Here is a 20,565-nt window from a genome sequence, read left to right as displayed (position 1 = left end):
GTAAAAATAAGTCAAAAGGCTCTTTTCTGATATTAGCACTAAATACTAAAAAAGAAAATCCCTAACTTAGCAATTATATTACATTCAGTATGAATTTGTAATGGGTTTGACATGTAAATAGAAAGTGGATTGTGTGAATACATAAAAGTGGACTATAAGAATACGTAAAAATACAGTGTTTGTTTTTATTAATCATTTAAGACGGAGTAAACTTTTAAATTTCTAGTTCTTTTGAAAAGGAGGAAATTATCATGAATAGAGTGTGGAAGAATCTAATTTCGGAAGAAAATATCGTGAAATGGAGAAGGCATTTCCATAAGTATCCGGAATTATCATTTCATGAAAAAGAAACTTCGCAATTTATATATGATACATTATGCTCATTTTCTTCTTTTGAAGTAACGAGACCGACGAAATATAGTGTACTAGCAATTAAAAGAGGTGTGAAGCAAGGGAAAGTAATTGCGATTCGAGCTGATATAGACGCTTTGCCAATTCAAGAGGAGACAAGTAAATCTTATACATCTGTGAATAAAGGAATGATGCATGCATGTGGGCACGATGCTCACGCAGCTATTTTATTAAGCACAGCAGAGGTGTTATCAAATATAAAGGAAGATTTTGCAGGTGAGATTCGTCTATTCTTTCAGCACGCAGAAGAGGTGTATCCAGGCGGGGGACAAGAAATGGTTGAGGCAGGTGTAATGGACGGTGTTGATTATATAATAGGTTTACATGTTATGTCAGGACTTGAGAGTGGAAAGATAGGAATTGCATATGGACCGATGATGGCAGCTCCAGACGTATTTACAGTTGAGATTCAAGGCAAAGGAGGACATGCGGCGCGACCAGAAGAAACGATAGATCCTATTGCTATCGGAGCACAGATTATTACAAATCTACAACATATCGTATCAAGAAATACAAGTGCTTTTATGCAAAGGGTTGTTTCAGTTACACAATTTCATGGGGGAACGGCTGACAATATTATTCCTAGTACAGCAACTTTAATGGGAACTGTTCGTTCATTTAATCAAGCATTGAGGGTGGAAGCAGAAGGGAAAATCGAGAAAATTGTGAAAGGAATTACAGAAGCACATGGAGGATCGTATACATATACGTATCGATATGGATATGATCCGGTTATTAATGATGAATATATTACGAAAATAGTAGAAGAAAGTGCACTACATTTGTTTGGGAATGAGCGTGTTGTGAAGCTTGAACCTTCTATGGGTGGAGAAGATTTTTCAGCATATTTAAGAAAAGCACCTGGTTGTTTCATTAAATTAGGAACAGGTAATGAAAATATATATACTTGTTATCCACATCATCATCCGAAATTTGACTTGGATGAATCAGCATTAATTTGTGGAGTGGAGCTATTTTTAGAGACGACTATAAGATTACTAAAATCATAGAAAAACAAAAAAAGGCAACTGCACTCTATTGCAGTTGCTTTTATTTCTTTCCGTCAGAGAGGGCTGAGAAAGAACTATGCTCATTCATAGTATATGAATAGCTAACGGACAAGCTTGTACATTTTAATCATTTTTTTAAAAATAGTTATTGACATTGATAATCAATGTCAATTAATCTAAATATAGTTGGAATTGATAATTATTATCAATAGAATGGATGCGACATGTTAATGAGAAAGAATTTTCACCTTCTGCGGAGGGGATTAAAAGATAAAAATAAAGATGTTGATCAGCATATGAAATGGCAAAGAAATGTAATTCGGTCTGAATATGTAGATGAGAAGAAGAGCATTCAAACAGAAAAAGAGATACAAAGTAAAGGGAGAGGTTCAGTTGAGTAAGTTAGTAATGATTTTTGCAAGTATGAGTGGAAATACAGAGGAAATGGCTGACCATATTGCCGGCGTAATTCGTGAAACAGAAAATGAAATTGAAGTTATTGATATTATGGATTCACCAGAAGCTTCTATATTAGAACAGTATGATGGAATTATTTTAGGTGCATACACTTGGGGAGATGGCGATCTTCCTGATGATTTCTTAGATTTTTATGATGCAATGGATTCTATTGATTTAACTGGGAAAAAAGCGGCAGTATTCGGATCATGTGATTCGGCTTATCCGAAATACGGAGTGGCAGTTGACATTTTAATAGAAAAGCTACAAGAGCGCGGGGCAGCAGTTGTGTTAGAAGGACTAAAAGTAGAATTAACGCCAGAAGATGAAGATGTAGAAAAATGTTTACAGTTTGGAGCTGAATTTGTAAAACACCTTTCTTAATGGCAGAAGGGAGATGAAGAGCAAGTGCATGAGAAAATCTCAATCAAAACGATGACAGATTATCATTTGTATGATTTTATGCGTTGTCCGCATAAATTTTATTTTCGTCACATAAAAAGAAGAGAACCTTCTTCATTTGAATGGCAACAAATAGCACAAATGATTGTCAATCAAATTATTAACGAGTATTACACGCTACCTGCGGGTCAACAAACGAAAATTGTACTTTTAATATTAATAGAAAAGTATTGGAAAAAAGTAAGGATTGATATGTTTGCTTCGAAGACGGAGTACTATATTGTATTAGCGAAGCTAACGGATCACTTATTACAGTTCGTTGAAAAGGATGATAGTCAGACACCACCATTGTTTTTATACGAGAAGTTTCAAACATATATGGAAGAGTTAGGTGTCCACATGTCATTGACATTTGAAGTTGGTGAGTGGAGTGCTGAGTCGTTTGTAATTAAAAAGTATGTTGTCGATGCAGATGAGGAAATGCTTGCTCTTTGTCAGAAGCTAATGACAGTATTCAGTTATAAAGCTTTCGGAGTTCTTCCAGGAAAAATTGAAGTTGTTAATTTAATAGAAGGAACTAAGTATGAGTACATTCCGAAACAGGAAGATATTATAACTGGAATGGCTGATTTATCTAGAATGAAAGAAATGTTAGAGCAACCTGAGCATTATACAGAGCGTCATTTTCGTTCTGAGTGTATAAGTTGTGCGTTTCGTAGTGAATGCCAAGGGGAAGAAGTAAAGACAGAAGCGAAACAGAAGAAAAATATAGTTCATTAAAGGATGCAACTTTGCATCCTTTTTTGTTATTGACATGAAAAGCTTTTCATCATTTACGGTATATTTGTAGCAGATTTTAATAAAGTGAAACTTTAATCAGTGGGGGTTTTGTCAATCACCCACTGATTATCAGCCCTCATTAATCGGGCTACCCACAAATAGCAGAATAAAGGGAGGAATAATCAATGAAAGATGAAACAAAAGTATTTCAATGGTTAAAAGAACAAAATGCTCCTTTTGAAATTCAACTGCAAATTTTACAGGCGTTTCAATTATATAAAGTTATTGTTGAAATGGATAAAAAGTTAATGATGTATGAGGAGAGAGTATATAGGGAGAGAATGTAATCTCATCCCTGTAATATCGTTTTTAGCTGTTCTGTGCCTGTAATGAATTCGAGTTCATTCTCTGACTCAAAGTTATAAATAATATTATGTAGTAAAGGACTGTATTGATAAAAGGTAGTAATACGATGAATGAGTAATGGATCATGATGAGAAATAAGTGTACTGTACTGTTCATATACAGATGTAGTAAACTCATCTCCGAAATCATAATATAGTCCTGCAAAATCAAAAGCAGGATCGCCAATTTGCGCATCACCAAAATCGATAACACCTGAAATGCGTTTGTTCTGCTTGTTAAATAAAATGTGATGATGTGTAAAATCAGCGTGAATGATTGTATTTTGAAATTTAGATGTAGCTAGACAGGCAAAGAAATTCTCGAATAAACGATTTAAGGCTGATTTCTGGAACGAAGTAAGATTGTTAGTAACATACTGATTTAATTTAGTTTGTAGCTCTTTCCAGTAGGTAAGTGTTTTTTCAATAGGGAATCCTAACGCTGTAACACTTTTTAGAGGAATACTATGTAGAGCAGCAAGGAAAGTAGCTAATTGTGTAATAATTGCTTTCAGCTTTGGATCCTCCAGCGTGGCAACTGTTTCTGTTTTTAATGGTTCACCATGAATGAGAGTATAGTAACTACAAAGAGGAACCTCATCAGATTCATTTTTATAAATTAGGTGATATTGTGGAACTTCGATTTCTTGTAGTGATTGAGTGAGAATTGCGCATAGTTCTTTTTCTAACGGAATTCGCATCGCATATTCCTGTTTTCGCGGGAAACGAAACAGTAGCTCATCATTTACTATAACTGCTACATTATCCCATCCTTCTTCATTTTGTTTATATGAATGTATAGAAAGATTAGGCAAAGCTTCTTTTATATAATGTTTGTAAGAGTCCATAATTGTTCCTCGTTTCTGAGTTAAGTTATTCTATTTTATGATATCAGAATTTTCTTTCTATATGTTAAAATATATCTATTATTATGAAGAAGGGCGGGAGTATTACGAAAAAAAGACTGTTAATCATTTCTCTATGTATCGCTTTTGTATTGTTTTGGTCATATAAAGAGGAGGTTTTTGCTACCTTTAAACCGATTGATCAGTACGAGTTAAATAAGGAGTTAAAGAACAAAAGTATAGAAAACTTAACTCATAATGAAATGAAAAAGGTAGGAGAGCATTTTGTGACCGAGCAACTATCAGTGTTTGGGTCTACTAATAAAGAAGATGTGAAACGAAAAGGTGAAGAACTATTTTTAAATAGAGGGTATGAACAATTAATGGGAAATTATTATCCAAATCGTTTTCAAGATTTAGAGTATAAATTTACAAACGAGGAGATACGTGAAGAGACCAATGAGAGTTTTCTTTATCAAGCTGTAGCGTACGTTGCGGGTACTGAAAATGGTAAGAGTAAGAGAAGCGAAATGAAATTGAATTATGAAGTGAAAATTGTAAAGGTTAATAATATATTTATGGTGCTAGAACAAAAGCAGCGCGTACAATAAAGGAAATTCATTGCTCAATAGAACATTTGAGGGTGTATTACTTAATGCGGAATAAAAAGACCCTTAAGGAATAAAGGGCCTTTAAAGATTTTCATTTTGTTGACCAAGTTCTTTTTGAGCAATATATAAATTCCCTTGCTCGACTTGTTTAAGAGTATGAACAGAATCTCCTGCATATCCTTTTTGTGTTTTAACAGTTCTTTTTGAACGATTGGAATCTTGTTTCTTCATATAATAGGCCACCTTTCATCAAAAATAAACGAAAATGATAAGTATGAGTAATACAGCAGCGAAAATGGTAATGCCCATTAAAAACGAAGTGTTTTTATATTTAGGTGGCTTATGTACATCTTGCCGATATCCAGGTGAAATTTCAGGGGCAAATTCTTCATCGAATGATTGCTTTTTTTCTTTGTCGTCCATATGTACCCACCTTTCTTTTTCATTATATTATACGTTACAAGAAAAAATATGCATAAAGAAAACAGCCGCTTTATTATTAGCGGCTGTTTTGTGTTGTATATTTTCGTTGTACTTGAAAGAGACGGATAAGTAGGAAGGCAGCGCCAAATGCTAGACCGATAATAAGACCGATCCAATAGCCTTTCGCGGCCCATTCTGTATACGTCGCTAATATGTAACCTAGTGGTAGACCTATTATCCAATAAGCAATTAAAGTCATAATTAGAGCAACATTTACATCTTTATAACCACGCAAAGCTCCTTGTACAGGGGTTGCAATTGCATCTGAAATTTGAAATAAAATTGCAAAGATAAGAAATTCTTTTGCTAAATGATGAACTTTTGCATCTGTCGTATAAATAGAAGCAATTTGATCATCAAAGAAGTAGAGAAGAATCGAATATAATAAAGCAAAGGCAAGGGCTAATCCAATTCCAATCAGTCCGTATTGTTTTGCATTATCGTAACGTTTTGCTCCAACTTCGAATCCAACCGCAATAGTCATTGCCATTGCTAAACTTAGCGGAGTCATATATAACAAGGAAGCAAAGTTCATAGCTGCTTGGTGAGCTGCAATAGTTGTCGTACTAAAATTACTCATCATGAGCGTTACCGCAGCGAAAATACTCGTTTCAAAAAAGATAGCAAATCCGATAGGGACGCCAAGTTTTAAGAATGCTATCCAACTCGAAAGAGAAGGTCGGTATAATTGTTTGAAAATGTTGAAAGAGGCAAAAGGCTCTTTCGTCTGAATAATAATGACTGTAATAATTAAAATGCACCAATATGTTGCAGTGGAAGCAATTGCTGCTCCGACACCACCGAGCTTTGGGAAACCGAAGTTACCAAAAATTAATAGGTAATTTAATATTACATTAATTGGTAATGATAATAATGTAATAATCATCGTTGTTCGAGTTTTTCCTAATGCATCAATAAATCCACGTAAAACAGTGTAAGTGAATAAAGGTATAATTCCTATTGCGATAATACTTAAAAATTGAGCTGCAATACGTTCCACAGGTTCTTCTAAGCGCATGCCATTTAAAATAGGTGAAACGACGAAAAAACCGATGAGGATAACAACGAAGCTAGCACAAATTGCTAAATAAACTGCTTGTATGACAACGTGGGGAACGTCCTCTTTTTTCTTGGATCCAACGAGCTGTGCAACAATGGGAGTAGTAGCCATTAAAATTCCTGTTAACCCCGTACTAACTGGAATCCATATACTTGTTCCAATTGCCACACCTGCTAAATCAGTTGGACTTGCATGTCCTGACATCGTTGTATCAAAAAAACTCATCGCAAATAATGACATTTGCGTTACGAAAATCGGAAAAAATAGTAATACAAATTGCTTTAACTTTTGTGAGAATGAAGTAGTTTCTTTCATAAAATCCCCTTTCCGTATAAAAAAACAAACTCTTACTATCATACAATTTAATCAAAGATTAGAAAAGAAATACGCGCCTATAACATATGAAGCCAATAAAAAAAGGATGCACTTTGAAAAGGGATAAGGTATTATGATAAGGTGTGAAAAAATTACATATTATTTGTTATTAAGGAGGCACTACTTGTGGCTGATTGGTTAATTGGTTTAATCATGGGTGCTGTTGAAGGGTTAACAGAGTTTCTACCAGTATCATCAACAGGACATATGATTTTAACAGGACATTTAATTGGATTTGACGATGAGAGAGCGAAAGTTTTTGAAGTTGTTATCCAATTGGGATCGATTTTAGCAGTTGTTGTTATATTTTGGAAGCGTCTATGGTCGTTAGTTGGAATAGGTAAAGTAACAGACGGACCATCGTTAAATTTATTACATATTATTATCGGGATGATTCCTGCCGGGGTACTTGGCGTATTATTCCATAGCACTATTAAAGAGGTTTTATTTGGTCCAGGACCAGTTGTTATTAGCTTAGTAGCCGGTGGTATTTTAATGATTGTTGCTGAGAAGTTTTCGAAACCAAGTACAGCAAGAACGTTAGATGAAATCACATATAAACAGGCATTTACAATTGGAATGTTCCAATGTTTAGCTCTTTGGCCAGGATTTTCTCGTTCTGGTTCTACAATAAGTGGTGGTTTATTAGCTCGCGTGTCGCATACAGCGGCAGCTGAATATACGTTCATTTTAGCGGTACCGATGATGGTAGCTGCAAGTGGCTTAGATTTAATTAAAAGCTGGGATGTATTAAGCTCAGCAGATATAACGCTATTTGTAACAGGATTTGTAACTGCATTCGTTGTTGCGATGCTTGCAATTGTTTCATTCTTGAAATTATTATCTCGTGTAAAACTAACACCGTTCGCTTATTATCGTTTCATTTTAGCTGCGGTATTCTATTTCTTCATTATGTAATAAAAAAACCTGCCGAGCTCGGCAGGTTTTTATTTTACTACTTTTTCCATCATGTTTTCCATTACATGTTCCCAAAGAGAAGTATCATCAGCTAATGTAGCACGGAAATTAGCATACATTTCTTTTTGTTTTTCTTCGAAAGTTGGATCTTCTTTTTCAGGTAATGTAGCGCGCATTGAAGTTACTAATTCTTGTACTTTTGGAGCGCGTGGTCCCCAAACAGCTTGTTCATTTCCATCTTTATCAATGAAAATAAAGATTGGAATCGCACGTGCTGTTCCATTTGTTAAATATTGATCCATTAATTCTAAGTTTTCATCGCGAATTAATAAACTCATATCAATATTTGCAACTTCAGAAATTCGTTTCATAACAGGTACGCATAAAAGAGCATCGCCACACCAATCAGCAGTTAATACGATAACACGCCAGCCATCATTTTGACGTTCTTCTAATACAGGAAGTAATTCATTTGGAATTAAAAAATTATTGTAAATGTGTAGTAGCTCGTATTGGTTTACTTGCATTTCATTCACATATGTATCAAAGGACATACCTTTATCAGCCCATTGTTGTAAGTTCATAATTAACACCTCTTTAGTAAGATTTGCTTTCATTGTACCAATTTTTATATAGAAAAGCTTGTATTCTTACTCTTTCTTGTCACTTAATAATTTATTTAATAGAAAAAAGAATAGTACGACACATAATTCAGTTAAGTTGGACATTTGTACGCTTTCTATCCAATCATCAGCAGTATGAATGACGAACCAATCTAGTGTAATTTCAATGAATGAGAAAAGAGTGAGAGAAATCCAATTTGACATGTTTTGAGTCAATGGGTATAGCAGCGCTTTGAAGAAACTGAAAATAAATAATGTAATACCATCTAAGAAAGTGATTAATAAAAAAAAGAGAAGTAAAGCAGTACGTGAACTATACGCTATACCTGTAATTTGAAAGATTCCTACATATACAAAAAATATAAATGTAAAAACTATAATGAGAAAAAGAGCAATAATACTAATGATAATTGTTTTATCTTTTAGGCTGAGATTTGAGAACCTATCCTCCTCATGCATTAAAATACCCCTTTTTCTGGAAGTTGACTTCATTTTATCATGAAATACATATTAAAAAACTACGAATTATGGGAAAATAAGGTGACAAAAAGTAAGATTTCATGTAAAATTATTAATAAGGTTTTTATTTAACTAAATGAAATAAAAGGAGCTGTCAATGTTGTCTCAAAATCGAGAGCAATTAATGGAAGAACTATCGACAAATGTGTTTGCTATGTTTCGCACGTTGCGTAATGATATCGGAAAAATATTTGGTGGTTACATACCGTGGAATGAATTCATCGTCCTAAGAATATTAAATCGTACGAATAAAGAAATGGTATCGCGTGTAGCAAATGAATTAAATGTGTCGAATAGTCATATTACAGCTGTTACAGAAAAATTAATTAATAAAGGTTTTGTAACTCGTTCACGTTCTACATCAGATCGCCGAGTTGTGTATTTAGAGATTACAGAACAAGGGAAAGATTTAGTTGCGAAAATGGAAGATGCGAAAAAACAATATTTACAAGAAAGATTCTCTGCACTTTCAGAAGATGAAATGAATGTAATGATTTCAATTTCCAAAAAACTTATTTAAGTGATTATAAACAAGAAAACGCTTACGTGATAAAATAGAAGGTCTTCCTTATAGATGGGAGATCTTCTTTCGTGTGTAATAGATGTTAATAAATAAAATGTGTATGAAAAAAGATAGAGCGCCATACTACTAATACAAGGAAGGAGGGAGAAATATGACGAATCGTAACGGTAGTAAAGGGAGCGGTAATCAAGGATCACCAAAGTCCGGCCAGTTTAATCAGGAATTTAGCACTGAATTTGAAACTGGTAATGATAATAAAGGGAAAGAATATCGTTCTAAAAAAGGGAGTAAATCAAAAAAGGAGTGAAATAATTCACTCCTTTTTTGATTTACGATGCTGCCGATTGATCCGTATTATATTTTTCTTCTGATTTTGCGACAATCATTGCGCAAATTGCATCACCAGAAATGTTTACAGCTGTTCTAGACATATCTAGAATACGGTCAATACCGATAATTAAAGCGATACCTTCTACTGGTAGATTTACTTGATTTAAAACCATTGTAAGCATTACAAGTCCAACACCAGGTACACCAGCAGTACCGATACTAGCTAGTACAGCAGTTAATACGACCATAGCTAATTGCGGTAATGTAAGTTCAACTCCGTATACTTGAGCGATAAATACAGTGGCTACTCCTTGCATAATGGCAGTACCATCCATATTAATAGTTGCCCCTAGTGGTTGTACAAATGAGCTTATCGCTTTTGGAACGCCAAGCTTATCTTGTGCTGTTTTCATTGCAAATGGAAGCGATGCATTAGAGCTAGATGTACTAAATCCAATTGCCATTACTGGTCCGAAATGTTTAAAGAAACGAACAATACTTTCTTTTGCTAATACCTTTAATAAGCCGCCATATACAAAGACCCCGTGAATAATGAGTACTAACATAACGACAATCATATACTTGAACATCGCAGCGACGCCTGCAAGCCCCATTTTACCAACGGATGAAGCGAGCAAACCGAATGTTCCAATTGGGGCTAATTTCATAACGAGATTAACAAGATACATCATTAATTCGTTGCCCTGTTCAAGTAATGAATGGATACCTTGAACTCGTTTTCCTAAAATAGCTATACCGAGTCCAATCAATACGGCAAAGGCAATGATTTGTAACATGTTTCCGTCAGCCATCGCTTTTGCTGGGTTATCTGGTACGATATTTAGCAATGTGTCGACGAAAGATGTTTCAGTTTTTGCACCTTCATACTTAAGACCTTCTGTTTTAAAATTACCGCCAGCTCCTGGTTTTATAATAAGTGCAAATGTAACCGCTATAGAGATGGCAACCGCAGTTGTTACGAGAAAGAATGAAATTGATTTTAAACCGATTCTTCCAAGTTGTTTCGGATCTCCAAGGCCGGCAGCACCAAGTACGATAGAAATGAACACAACAGGAACAACTAGCATTTTAATAAATCGAATAAACAATTGACCAATTGGGTTGAACACATATTGATTTAGTGGCTCAAAGATAGATGGAGCAGCTAAATTTAGAGTGAGTCCAACAACTAGACCTAGAAATAATGCGATTAAGATTGCTTTTGTTTGTTTCAATAAAATCCCCCCTTTTGTTTTTGCGAAATTTCTTTCTAAAGTAATTATACCGAAAAAATACCTAATTTGACAATATTTTCTGAATTTTTCATTTTTGTTTAAGTGTAGATAGACCGATTTTGTGTTTGGAAAATAAAATAGACCATCACATAGGATGGTCAAGGGAAGGGGACAATTTATGTCAATTTAATTAGGGATGGAAGTTGCTTTAAGACACTGGGGAATGTCTTATAAATTAGGGAGGAACAACTTCGATACATATACTATAAAAGATAGGTGTGACTCTCATGTGAACATAGGGTGAAAGAGAGGGGGAGTTTTAAATAAAAGATAGAAAGACAAAAAAATAAGACCATCATATATAAGATGGTCAAGGAAGGGGACAATTTATGTCAATTTAATTAGGGATGGAAGCTGTTCAAAGACACTGGGGAATGTCTTATAAATTAGGGAGGAACAACTTCGATACATATACTATAAAAGGTAGATGTGACCTCTGTGTGAACATAGAGTGAAAGAGAGGGGGAGTTTTAAATAAAAGATAGAAAGACAAAAAAAATAAGACCATCATATATAAGATGGTCAAGGAAGGGGACAATTTATGTCAATTTAATTAGGGATGGAAGCTGCTTTAAGACACTGGGGAATGTCTTATAAATTAGGGAGGAACAACTTCGATACATATACTATAAAAGGTGGATGTGACCTCTGTGTGAATATAGAGTGAAAGAGAGAGGGAGTTTTAAATAAAAGATAGAAAGACAAAAAAATAAGACCATCATATATAAGATGGTCAAGGAAGGGGACAATTTATGTCAATTTAATTAGGGATGGAAGCTATTCAAAGACACTGGGGAATGTCTTATAAATTAGGGAGGAACAGCTTCGATACATATACTATAAAAGGTGGATGTGACCTCTATGTGAACATAGAGTGAAAGATATGGGGATTTGAAAAATAGTACATATGAAATTGTTATTGCTAGCAATATTGAGTTAGGATATAGAGTTTTCCGGCATAAAACGAAAAGGAATCTGAATATAAATAAAAGTTGTAATCTATGAAAAAAAGGATTATGCTCAACTATATTATGAGAATATAAGGTTTGTCCCAATTATTTAAGGGCTTTTAAAAAGCTTTTTATTGTATGAGGGGAAAGCTTCACTTTAATAAGGGAGTTAGTGATATGGACGTAACAAAAAAACAAGGGCTGTATAATCGTCTTATACGATTAAACCCACCACAAATATTAGCATTAGGCTTTTTCTGCTTAATTGTGGTTGGCGGTTTGTTATTAAAATTACCATTCGCAACGAAAGTACATATTAGTTGGGTAGATGCTTTCTTTACAGCAACGTCAGCAGCGACCGTAACTGGTTTGGGAGTAGTGGATACAGCAAGTACATTTACGATGTTTGGCGAAATTGTTATTATGTTTTTAATTCAAACAGGTGGTCTAGGCCTTATGACAATTGCCATTTTAATTGTTTGGGTACTAGGTAAAAAAATCGGATTACGCCATCGTTTATTAATTGGAGAAGCATTTAATCAAACAAATATAGGTGGTCTTGTAAAATTAGTAAAGCGTGTCTTTATATTTTCGATTTGTATTGAACTTATTGGGGTCATCTTTTTATCGTTTCGCTTTATTCCAGAGTTTGGTTTTGGAAAAGGTTTATACTATAGTATTTTTCATGTAATTGCATCTTATAATAATGCAGGATTTGCTTTATGGCCAGATAATTTAACAAGATATGTAGGGGATCCCATTATTAATATTGGGATTTGCTCTTTAATTGTAATTGGGGGACTTGGTTTTACCGTATTAATTGATATATGGTATAGCCGCAGTTTTCGAAAATTATCACTTCACTCAAAAATAATGATTATTGGAACAGTAGTACTAAATATTATAGCAATGATTGTGATTTTTGTATTGGAATATAATAATGTGAAGACGTTAGGGAATTTATCTTTAAATGAAAAACTATGGGCTTCCTTCTTTCAAGGTATTACTCCGCGGACAGCTGGATTTAATACGGTTGACTATGGAGGTATGGAAGAATCATCTATATTATTTACGATGATTTTGATGTTTATTGGTGCAGGAAGTGTATCGACAGGTGGAGGAATTAAATTAACGACGTTTGTTATCTTAATTACATCTGTCCTTTCTTTCTTTAGAAAAAAGGAGGAAATTGTTTTATTTCAGCGTACAATTAAAATGTCAACAGTAACGAGGGCCTTAGCGATTGCTGTTGCCAGTCAAATACTTATTTTAGCAGCGGTATTCATATTAATGCTTACAGAAAACTTCAGCTTTATTCAATTATTATTTGAGACAATATCAGCGTTTGGCACAGTCGGATTAACGATGGGAATTACTGCAAAGCTATCGGCATTCGGAAAATGTATTATTATGTTTGTTATGTTCTGCGGATTAATTGGACCATTAACACTTGTGTTCTCTTTAGCGCGACCAGCAAAACAAAAAATAAAATATCCATCGGAAGATGTGTTTACAGGATAAGGTATCCCGCGTTAAGCGAGATACCTTTTTCTTTTTTAGAACAGGGAGAACAATAGACCAATAAGTGCTACTCGGAATAAAATTGCGATAAGTGCAGCAATTCCACCGACAACTGCAGCGATACCACCAGTTACAGTAGCTCCGCGATTATAAGCGTAAATACCGAGTAAAACAGAAACAAGACCAAATAGTGTTGGAAATGTAAATAGCGATAAGATAGATAGCGCAAGAGCGATAAAACCAGCAGTTGATCCAGCTGCGGACGATTTTACAACATCTTTATCGTCGTTATCATTGTAATCATAATCAATGCGTTGTGGTGCAACCTCAGCGGCGTACTCTTCTTTATAGTCACTATAATCACTATCTATTCTATCTTTTCTTTTATAATCATCAAATTTCTCAGTCAAAGTCATGACTCCTTTCATAACAAGGTTCAATAGTAGTATGTATCTCTTTTTCTTTTTTATCCCGCTATTTGTGAGAGTCGAGCTACGTACACATCCCACTGATTAAAGTTTCGCTATACCGGAGCATGTACAGGGAGTAGTATCTTTTAAAAGGAGGAAAATGTTTTCTTGAAATAGGAAAAGTTAGTATGACTTCCTCTATTTTGGAAAATATAAAAAGGAATAATGAGGAAAGGGTGCAATACATAATGGAACATCCAATTGAAAATTTAATGAAAACGGCAATGACAAATTTAAAAGAAATGGTAGATGTAAATACAATTGTTGGGAGCCCGGTTTCAACAGCTGACGGAAATGTAGTATTAACAGTATCTCAAGTGGCTTTTGGTTTTGGAGCTGGTGGAAGTGATTTTAAAGGGGATTTCATTACTGAAAAACATAACGGTGGGCAAAATCAGCATAAAGAGAACAAACAAGGGCATCCATTTGGAGGAGGAAGCGGGGCTGGGGTTTCCATTAGTCCAGTAGCTTTTTTAGTAGTTGGTTCTAATGGGGTGCAAGTATTACATCTCAACAGCAGTACACATTTAATTGAAAAGGCTTTAAATACTGTACCAAGCACTGTAGATAAATTTGTGAATGGTCGTCAAAAGTGAACTTGCATTTTTTAGGAATTATGATATATTAGAAAAAGTGCGCTTTAGGATGATCGGAATAATTGAAATGTAAATATATATGATGTGTGGAATAAGGGAGAGGAATTTATGATTAATATCAAAAACTTAGTAGTTGGCTTATTTATGTTAGTAAGCGGCTTTGTTGTATATGTAATAAAAGAAAAAGCTCCATTCTAAAACAGACAAACCGTTAATGTCTGTTTTTAATTTGTGGAAAAATATTGACAAGTTATTGTATTGGTGTTAGAATTTTAATTCGTGTCTCGGTTACAGCTAGTGTAAAGTAAATATCTCTTATGAATGCAATACGAAAAGTTTGCGAAAGATCGGGTAATTTTATCAACAACTTTTGTGAACAAACCCTATAAATTGTATTTGTAAGCTATATATGTATACTAGTGAATCAAGGAGCGGTCAGTGGAACCGTAATGATGAGAGAGAGGTAGGGCTTTCATCCAGTATATGTTACTTTCCCGTTAGGTGAATATAAAAAAGAGGACTCCTTTTAAAAGGAGTCCTCTTTCATTTTTTAAGTGCGACTTTCAACTTGTTGACAAATTTCATCTGTTGTTAAACCGTGAGCTGTAATGACTGATCCTTTAATTGATGTATCTGCAATGCCCATCACATTAGAATCTTGCCCAGTTACAACGCAACAATCACAACCTTGTGCATCCTGTTCTGAGTTAAGTGTAACAACTTCATGACCTTGTTGCTGAAGAGCTTGTTGAACGTCTGTTAATGAGTTTTCAACGCCAATTCTAGCCATAATTCTCACCTCCTACCATCTAATTGCTAGTATGCTCAAGTTCACTGCATTTATGAAAAGACGGTAGGAAGTAAATCTTTGTTTAGTCGTTATATACGCCAGTAAGCATTTGACTAACGAATTGATCGTTTAATGTATCTTGGGCAGAAGAAGTATTTGAATGGATGTCGATTGAAGCAATAAAATGATTATGTTCTTGCGTATTTGGTTCTACCTCTACGTAATTATCGAATTTACAAAAACCTTTCGTATCCATTAGATCAAATAATTGCAGCATTTCTACTACCTCTTGTCTAGTTCCTTTAATTTGTACACACGCCATATTTATTTCCTCCTTCATTTTGACAAATTGTTTTTTAAAAATAGGATTATGATTACGAAATGAAAAATATGAATGTTATTTTTAGACAGCGCTATTTTTGTTATTTTCCCCCTTTTTCAGCAAAAGTCGTTATATATTCCCGGATTTATAAAATCGGACGTCCGTTTATTGAATACAATAGATTCGCATCAATCGATGAAAATCCTTCTTTTAAACAAATATTTTTTTAGTGGAAATTGGCGAAAAAAATTTTTTGACTTTTTGTAAACGTTAACAATGTTGTTAAATCAATATAAGTAAAGAAGTACGTACGATTAAAAATTATAAATTTTCTAAAAATTCACTTGATTTATTTAGAAAGGAGAGTAAACTAGGAAACAATAAAAAATTCATAGAACATAGGAGGCGCTTCTAGTGAATGAGCAATGGATTTTCTTAAATGGAGAATTTGTTCCAAAAGATGAGGCAAAAGTTTCAGTATATGATCATGGCTATTTATATGGCGATGGAGTGTTTGAAGGAATTAGAGTTTATAGCGGTAATGTTTTCCGTTTGAGAGAGCACCTTGTCCGGTTGTATGAATCAGCAAAATCAATCCTTTTAGAAATTCCATATTCATTAGATGAAGTAACAAATATTGTTGTTGAGACGATTCGACAAAATAAATTATCTAATGGATACATTCGCCTTGTTGTATCAAGAGGAGCAGGAAATCTTGGATTGGATCCCGATTCATGTAAGAAGCCGAATGTAGTAGTAATTGCAGAACAATTATCTTTATTCCCACAAGAATATTATGAGAAAGGGATTCCAGTTGTAACAGTTGCAACGCGCCGAAATCGTCCCGATGTTTTATCCCCTCAAGTAAAATCTTTAAATTACTTAAACAATATTTTAGTTCGTATTGAAGCGAAATTAGCTGGAGTACAAGAAGCACTTATGTTAAATGATCAAGGATATGTAGCTGAAGGCTCAGGAGATAACGTGTTTATTGTTAAAGGAAATAAATTAATTACACCACCAAGTTCTGCTGGAGCGTTAGAAGGTATTACACGAAACGCCATTTTAGAAATCGGCGAAAAACTTGGATATGACGTAAGAGAAGAGTTATTTACAAGACATGATGTATATGTAGCTGATGAAGTGTTTTTAACAGGAACAGCTGCTGAAGTTATTGCTGTTACGACAGTAGATGGTAGAACGATTGGCTTAGGGCAAACAGGTCCACATACGAACCGTTTATTAGAAGAGTTTCGTAAGTTAGTTGTAGAAGATGGAGAGAAAATTTACGAAGAAAATAAAGTTGGATAAAAACTTTTTTAACATAAGAAAGCGTTGATAGGGAGGAGTAGTTGATTGTGAAGCCTCACAGAGAGTCGGTGGTTGCTGAAAACCGATGGTTCACGTCGACGAACATCGCCCTTGAGTGCTAAGCTAAAGCATTTGTCTAGGCTTAGACGGTAGCTCCGTTATTAGCTAGATCCATTTATGGATCACTGAGGCAAGAGTATTCTTGCAAAGAAGGGTGGTACCGCGAAATCTTTCGTCCCTTCAGCACATAGCTGGAGTGTGGACGTAGGATTTTTTTATTGTATAAAAGTTTGAAAAAGGGGGCTTATAAGAACAATGTCTTCAAAAACGGAAGAGAAACTGGCAACTGGTGCACAGCTATTGTTAGAAGCGCTAGAAAAGGAAGGCGTAAAAGTGATTTTCGGTTATCCGGGTGGTGCCGTTTTACCTCTCTATGATGCACTGTATGATTGTGAAATTCCGCATATTTTAACAAGGCATGAGCAAGGGGCAATTCACGCTGCTGAAGGGTATGCCAGAATTACAGGGAACCCAGGGGTTGTAATTGCAACGAGTGGACCAGGTGCTACAAATGTAATTACGGGTCTAGCGGATGCGATGATTGATTCATTGCCACTTGTTGTATTTACAGGCCAAGTAGCAACAACGTTAATTGGGAGCGATGCTTTTCAAGAGGCGGATATTATGGGACTTACGATGCCAGTGACAAAACATAACTATCAAGTGCGAAAGGCCTCAGATTTACCTCGAATTATTAAAGAAGCATTTCATATTGCTAAAACAGGAAGACCAGGACCAGTCGTTATTGACCTTCCGAAAGATATGGTAGTCGAGAAAGGTGAGCGATGTAGCAATGTACAAATGGATTTACCAGGATATAACCCTAATTATGAACCGAATCTACTTCAAATAAACAAATTACTACAAGCAATTGAAACCGCAAAAAAACCGTTAATTTTAGCTGGAGCAGGTATACTGCATGCGAAAGCTTCGAAAGAATTGACAAGTTTTGCCCGTAAATATGAAATCCCTGTTGTGCATACGTTACTTGGACTTGGTGGTTTTCCGCCAGATGATGGGCTATTTCTAGGGATGGGGGGAATGCACGGTTCTTACACAGCCAATATGGCGTTATATGAATGCGACTTACTCATTAATATAGGTGCGAGATTTGACGATCGTCTTACTGGGAATTTAGCTTTTTTTGCTAAAGGGGCGACTGTTGCACATATCGATATTGATCCAGCAGAAATTGGGAAAAATGTGCCAACAGAGATTCCTATTGTTGCAAGTGCTAAGCGGGCGTTAGAAGTATTGCTTCAATCAGAAGGAAAGAAAGAAAATCATCATGAATGGCTCTCTTTATTAAAGAGTAGAAAAGAAAAGTATCCATTCTCTTATAAACGAAATTCTGAAAGTATTAAACCTCAATACGCGATTGATATGCTATATGAAATCACGAAAGGAGAAGCGATTGTAACAACAGACGTTGGGCAACATCAAATGTGGGCAGCACAATACTATCCGTTGAAAAATCCAGATAAATGGGTAACTTCTGGCGGATTAGGAACGATGGGGTTCGGATTTCCAGCAGCAATCGGTGCGCAAATTGCAAAGAGAGATGAACTAGTTATTGCAATTGTTGGTGATGCTGGGTTTCAAATGACTCTGCAAGAATTAAGTATATTAAAAGAACACGCTTTACCCGTTAAAGTATTTATTTTAAATAATGAAGCTTTAGGAATGGTAAGACAATGGCAAGATGAATTTTACAATCAAAGATATTCACATTCTTTATTGCCATGCCAACCAGATTTCGTCGCTCTTGCGAATGCGTATGGTATAAAAGGTGTTCGTATTGACGATCCACTTCTTGCAAAGAAGCAAATCCAGCATGCGATCGAATTACAAGAGCCAGTCGTAATCGATTGTCGTGTACTTCAATCAGAGAAGGTTATGCCGATGGTTGCACCAGGAAAAGGTGTTCACCAAATGGAGGGAGTGGAAAAAGGGTGAAGAGAATTGTTACAGCGACAGTTCGAAATCAAAGTGGTGTGTTAAACCGAATTACAGGGGTTATGACACGAAGACATTTTAATATTGAAAGTATTTCAGTAGGTCATACAGAATCATCAGATATATCGCGAATGACGATTGTTGTACACGTTGAAAGTGAACAGCAAGTTGAGCAGTTAATTAAACAACTTCATAAGCAAATCGATGTTCTGAAAGTATCAGATATTACAGAAGAAGCAATGATTGCTAGAGAGCTTGCTCTTATTAAAGTAGCAACTTCTGTAGCGAGGGCAGAATTATATAGTTTAATTGAACCATTTCGAGCCGCTGTAATAGATGTTGGGAAGGATTCCATAGTTGTGCAAGTAACAGGTACGCAAGATAAAGTAGAAGCGTTAATTGAATTACTTCGTCCATACGGTTTAAAAGAAATTGCTAGAACAGGTGTAACAGCATTTACACGTAGTATGAAAAAACAAGATAAGCAAGTTATGTTAATTCAATAATCATTTAAATATAGGGGGAAATGAAAATGGCAAAAGTTTATTATGAGAAAGATGTAACAGTAAATGTATTAAAGGAAAAGAAAGTAGCAATCATCGGATATGGCTCGCAAGGTCATGCGCATGCGCAAAATTTACGTGATAACGGATTTGATGTAGTAGTAGGTTTAAGAAAAGGTAAGTCTTGGGATAAAGCGAATGAAGATGGGTTTTCTGTATATACAGTAGCAGAAGCAGCGGAAAAAGCTGATGTAGTAATGATTCTATTACCTGATGAATTACAACCAGAAGTATATGAAGCTGAAATTGCACCAAATTTACAGGCTGGAAACTCTCTCGTGTTCGCACATGGATTTAATGTTCACTTTGATCAAGTAAAACCACCAGCGAATGTAGATGTATTTCTAGTAGCGCCAAAAGGACCGGGGCATCTCGTACGCCGTACGTTCGCCGAGGGAGGGGCTGTTCCTGCATTATTTGCAGTATATCAAGATGCAACAGGAGTTGCGACTGAAAAAGCACTTTCTTATGCTGACGGAATTGGAGCAACGAGAGCTGGTGTATTAGAAACGACGTTTAAAGAAGAAACAGAAACAGATTTATTTGGAGAGCAAGCTGTACTCTGCGGCGGAGTAACTGCACTTGTAAAAGCAGGATTTGAAACGTTAGTTGATGCGGGATACCAGCCTGAACTTGCATATTTTGAATGTTTACATGAACTGAAGCTAATCGTTGACCTTATGTATGAAGGTGGACTTGAAAATATGAGATATTCAGTTTCAGATACAGCGCAGTGGGGAGACTTCGTATCAGGACCACGCGTTGTGACTGAAGATACGAAGAAAGCGATGGGGGCAGTATTAGCAGAAATTCAAGATGGTACATTTGCAAGAGGCTGGATTGCAGAGCATAAAGCAGGAAGACCAAATTTCCACGCGACAAATGAGAAAGAGAATGAACATGAAATCGAAGTAGTAGGACGTAAATTACGTGAAATGATGCCTTTCGTACAGCCGCGAGTAAAGGTAGGGATTAAATAAT

At 35.3% G+C, this 20,565-nt stretch carries 26 protein-coding genes and 1 other annotated feature; of the genes, 16 read left to right on the top strand and 10 right to left on the bottom strand.

The window, feature by feature from the left end:
- Positions 1 to 251 precede the first annotated feature (251 nt).
- The 5 genes from amaA to IQ781_RS08585 all read left to right on the top strand — a co-directional run bounded on the left by amaA (position 252) and on the right by IQ781_RS08585 (position 3,406).
- Complete coding sequence (gene amaA / locus IQ781_RS08605; protein WP_242808285.1) at positions 252 to 1,421, top strand: N-acyl-aliphatic-L-amino acid amidohydrolase; 1,170 nt, start codon at positions 252 to 254, stop codon at positions 1,419 to 1,421.
- Positions 1,422 to 1,651: 230 nt separating this feature from the next.
- Positions 1,652 to 1,822, top strand: coding sequence for a hypothetical protein (locus tag IQ781_RS08600; protein ID WP_162494647.1), 171 nt, complete (start codon positions 1,652 to 1,654; stop codon positions 1,820 to 1,822).
- On the top strand, positions 1,815 to 2,261 hold the full coding sequence (locus tag IQ781_RS08595; RefSeq protein ID WP_000041153.1) for a flavodoxin: 447 nt from the start codon (positions 1,815 to 1,817) through the stop codon (positions 2,259 to 2,261). Before IQ781_RS08600 ends, IQ781_RS08595 begins: the two co-directional genes overlap by 8 nt.
- 24 nt (positions 2,262 to 2,285) lie before the next feature.
- Positions 2,286 to 3,059, top strand: a complete 774-nt coding sequence (locus IQ781_RS08590) for a hypothetical protein (protein WP_063220225.1) — start codon at positions 2,286 to 2,288, stop codon at positions 3,057 to 3,059.
- 185 nt (positions 3,060 to 3,244) lie between these two features.
- Entirely contained in the window at positions 3,245 to 3,406 is a 162-nt protein-coding gene (locus IQ781_RS08585; RefSeq protein WP_000651086.1) for a hypothetical protein, read from the top strand.
- A gap of 2 nt (positions 3,407 to 3,408) precedes the next feature.
- Here IQ781_RS08585 and IQ781_RS08580 read toward each other — a convergent pair whose 3' ends face one another.
- Positions 3,409 to 4,311, bottom strand: coding sequence for an aminoglycoside phosphotransferase family protein (locus IQ781_RS08580; protein ID WP_065382131.1), 903 nt, complete (start codon positions 4,309 to 4,311; stop codon positions 3,409 to 3,411).
- An 83-nt stretch (positions 4,312 to 4,394) separates the two neighbouring features.
- Between IQ781_RS08580 and IQ781_RS08575 the strand changes: the two genes are divergently transcribed.
- The gene (locus tag IQ781_RS08575; protein ID WP_000715254.1) at positions 4,395 to 4,919 is read left to right on the top strand and encodes a hypothetical protein; all 525 of its coding nucleotides are present in this window, start codon (positions 4,395 to 4,397) and stop codon (positions 4,917 to 4,919) included.
- 81 nt (positions 4,920 to 5,000) lie between these two features.
- Here the strand turns inward: IQ781_RS08575 and IQ781_RS08570 are convergent, their stop codons facing one another.
- The 3 genes from IQ781_RS08570 to IQ781_RS08560 all read right to left on the bottom strand — a co-directional run bounded on the left by IQ781_RS08570 (position 5,001) and on the right by IQ781_RS08560 (position 6,777).
- Positions 5,001 to 5,150, bottom strand: a complete 150-nt coding sequence (locus tag IQ781_RS08570) for a hypothetical protein (RefSeq protein ID WP_000743742.1) — start codon at positions 5,148 to 5,150, stop codon at positions 5,001 to 5,003.
- Positions 5,151 to 5,168: 18 nt separating this feature from the next.
- Positions 5,169 to 5,342 carry a hypothetical protein gene (locus IQ781_RS08565; RefSeq protein ID WP_000341062.1) on the bottom strand — a complete coding sequence of 58 codons (174 nt, stop codon included), beginning with the start codon at positions 5,340 to 5,342 and terminating at the stop codon, positions 5,169 to 5,171.
- Positions 5,343 to 5,418: 76 nt separating this feature from the next.
- Positions 5,419 to 6,777 (bottom strand): MATE family efflux transporter, encoded by a 1,359-nt coding sequence (locus tag IQ781_RS08560; RefSeq protein ID WP_000665546.1) that lies wholly within the window; start codon positions 6,775 to 6,777, stop codon positions 5,419 to 5,421.
- Between the two features lie 186 nt (positions 6,778 to 6,963).
- Here IQ781_RS08560 and uppP point away from each other — a divergent pair, with 186 nt between their 5' ends.
- Positions 6,964 to 7,755, top strand: a complete 792-nt coding sequence (gene uppP, locus IQ781_RS08555) for a bacitracin resistance undecaprenyl-diphosphatase (RefSeq protein WP_000796256.1) — start codon at positions 6,964 to 6,966, stop codon at positions 7,753 to 7,755.
- Between the two features lie 29 nt (positions 7,756 to 7,784).
- Here the strand turns inward: uppP and IQ781_RS08550 are convergent, their stop codons facing one another.
- A complete protein-coding gene (locus IQ781_RS08550; protein ID WP_002023667.1) occupies positions 7,785 to 8,372 on the bottom strand; it encodes a thioredoxin family protein in 588 nt (195 codons plus the stop codon).
- 33 nt (positions 8,373 to 8,405) lie between these two features.
- Complete coding sequence (locus tag IQ781_RS08545) at positions 8,406 to 8,837, bottom strand: regulatory YrvL family protein (RefSeq protein WP_000544069.1); 432 nt, start codon at positions 8,835 to 8,837, stop codon at positions 8,406 to 8,408.
- Positions 8,838 to 8,997: 160 nt separating this feature from the next.
- On the opposite strand from IQ781_RS08545, the gene IQ781_RS08540 reads away from it, so the two are divergent.
- Both IQ781_RS08540 and IQ781_RS08535 read left to right on the top strand, forming a co-directional pair.
- On the top strand, positions 8,998 to 9,417 hold the full coding sequence (locus IQ781_RS08540; RefSeq protein WP_000081432.1) for a MarR family winged helix-turn-helix transcriptional regulator: 420 nt from the start codon (positions 8,998 to 9,000) through the stop codon (positions 9,415 to 9,417).
- Between the two features lie 154 nt (positions 9,418 to 9,571).
- Positions 9,572 to 9,727 carry a hypothetical protein gene (locus IQ781_RS08535; RefSeq protein ID WP_000184928.1) on the top strand — a complete coding sequence of 52 codons (156 nt, stop codon included), beginning with the start codon at positions 9,572 to 9,574 and terminating at the stop codon, positions 9,725 to 9,727.
- 22 nt (positions 9,728 to 9,749) lie between these two features.
- On the opposite strand, the gene IQ781_RS08530 is transcribed toward IQ781_RS08535, so the two are convergent.
- Positions 9,750 to 10,985, bottom strand: a complete 1,236-nt coding sequence (locus IQ781_RS08530) for a dicarboxylate/amino acid:cation symporter (RefSeq protein WP_086395948.1) — start codon at positions 10,983 to 10,985, stop codon at positions 9,750 to 9,752.
- Between the two features lie 1,187 nt (positions 10,986 to 12,172).
- Between IQ781_RS08530 and IQ781_RS08525 the strand changes: the two genes are divergently transcribed.
- Positions 12,173 to 13,516, top strand: a complete 1,344-nt coding sequence (locus IQ781_RS08525; protein WP_000383524.1) for a TrkH family potassium uptake protein — start codon at positions 12,173 to 12,175, stop codon at positions 13,514 to 13,516.
- A gap of 35 nt (positions 13,517 to 13,551) precedes the next feature.
- On the opposite strand, the gene IQ781_RS08520 is transcribed toward IQ781_RS08525, so the two are convergent.
- Positions 13,552 to 13,926: a hypothetical protein gene (locus IQ781_RS08520; RefSeq protein WP_063220221.1), complete on the bottom strand. Its 375-nt coding sequence runs from the start codon at positions 13,924 to 13,926 to the stop codon at positions 13,552 to 13,554.
- 188 nt (positions 13,927 to 14,114) lie between these two features.
- On the opposite strand from IQ781_RS08520, the gene ytfJ reads away from it, so the two are divergent.
- Together ytfJ and IQ781_RS08510 are read left to right on the top strand one after the other, a co-directional pair.
- Complete coding sequence (gene ytfJ, locus IQ781_RS08515; RefSeq protein WP_000204234.1) at positions 14,115 to 14,582, top strand: GerW family sporulation protein; 468 nt, start codon at positions 14,115 to 14,117, stop codon at positions 14,580 to 14,582.
- Between the two features lie 108 nt (positions 14,583 to 14,690).
- A complete protein-coding gene (locus IQ781_RS08510; RefSeq protein ID WP_000608227.1) occupies positions 14,691 to 14,780 on the top strand; it encodes a hypothetical protein in 90 nt (29 codons plus the stop codon).
- 352 nt (positions 14,781 to 15,132) lie between these two features.
- On the opposite strand, the gene IQ781_RS08505 is transcribed toward IQ781_RS08510, so the two are convergent.
- Both IQ781_RS08505 and IQ781_RS08500 read right to left on the bottom strand, forming a co-directional pair.
- On the bottom strand, positions 15,133 to 15,372 hold the full coding sequence (locus IQ781_RS08505) for a YkuS family protein (RefSeq protein WP_000101022.1): 240 nt from the start codon (positions 15,370 to 15,372) through the stop codon (positions 15,133 to 15,135).
- A gap of 82 nt (positions 15,373 to 15,454) precedes the next feature.
- Positions 15,455 to 15,694, bottom strand: coding sequence for a DUF3911 family protein (locus tag IQ781_RS08500; RefSeq protein ID WP_000752514.1), 240 nt, complete (start codon positions 15,692 to 15,694; stop codon positions 15,455 to 15,457).
- Between the two features lie 414 nt (positions 15,695 to 16,108).
- Between IQ781_RS08500 and ilvE the strand changes: the two genes are divergently transcribed.
- From ilvE to ilvC, 4 genes are all read left to right on the top strand, one after another.
- Positions 16,109 to 17,005, top strand: a complete 897-nt coding sequence (gene ilvE / locus IQ781_RS08495; protein ID WP_001005486.1) for a branched-chain-amino-acid transaminase — start codon at positions 16,109 to 16,111, stop codon at positions 17,003 to 17,005.
- 15 nt (positions 17,006 to 17,020) lie between these two features.
- Positions 17,021 to 17,248: a binding site (T-box leader), on the top strand.
- A gap of 72 nt (positions 17,249 to 17,320) precedes the next feature.
- The gene (gene ilvB, locus IQ781_RS08490; protein WP_242808284.1) at positions 17,321 to 19,021 is read left to right on the top strand and encodes an acetolactate synthase large subunit; all 1,701 of its coding nucleotides are present in this window, start codon (positions 17,321 to 17,323) and stop codon (positions 19,019 to 19,021) included.
- Positions 19,018 to 19,527 carry an acetolactate synthase small subunit gene (gene ilvN / locus IQ781_RS08485; protein WP_000822952.1) on the top strand — a complete coding sequence of 170 codons (510 nt, stop codon included), beginning with the start codon at positions 19,018 to 19,020 and terminating at the stop codon, positions 19,525 to 19,527. The genes ilvB and ilvN overlap by 4 nt, the downstream gene beginning before the upstream one ends.
- Positions 19,528 to 19,553: 26 nt before the next feature.
- Positions 19,554 to 20,564 (top strand): ketol-acid reductoisomerase, encoded by a 1,011-nt coding sequence (gene ilvC / locus IQ781_RS08480; protein WP_001151740.1) that lies wholly within the window; start codon positions 19,554 to 19,556, stop codon positions 20,562 to 20,564.
- Position 20,565 lies beyond the last annotated feature (1 nt).

Origin of the sequence: Bacillus sp. N447-1, from assembly GCF_022701035.1 — a bacterium.
Lineage (GTDB): Bacteria > Bacillota > Bacilli > Bacillales > Bacillaceae_G > Bacillus_A > Bacillus_A cereus.
The sequence above is the reverse complement of the archived record's forward strand: the minus strand, read 5'-3'. Positions and strand labels throughout refer to the sequence as shown.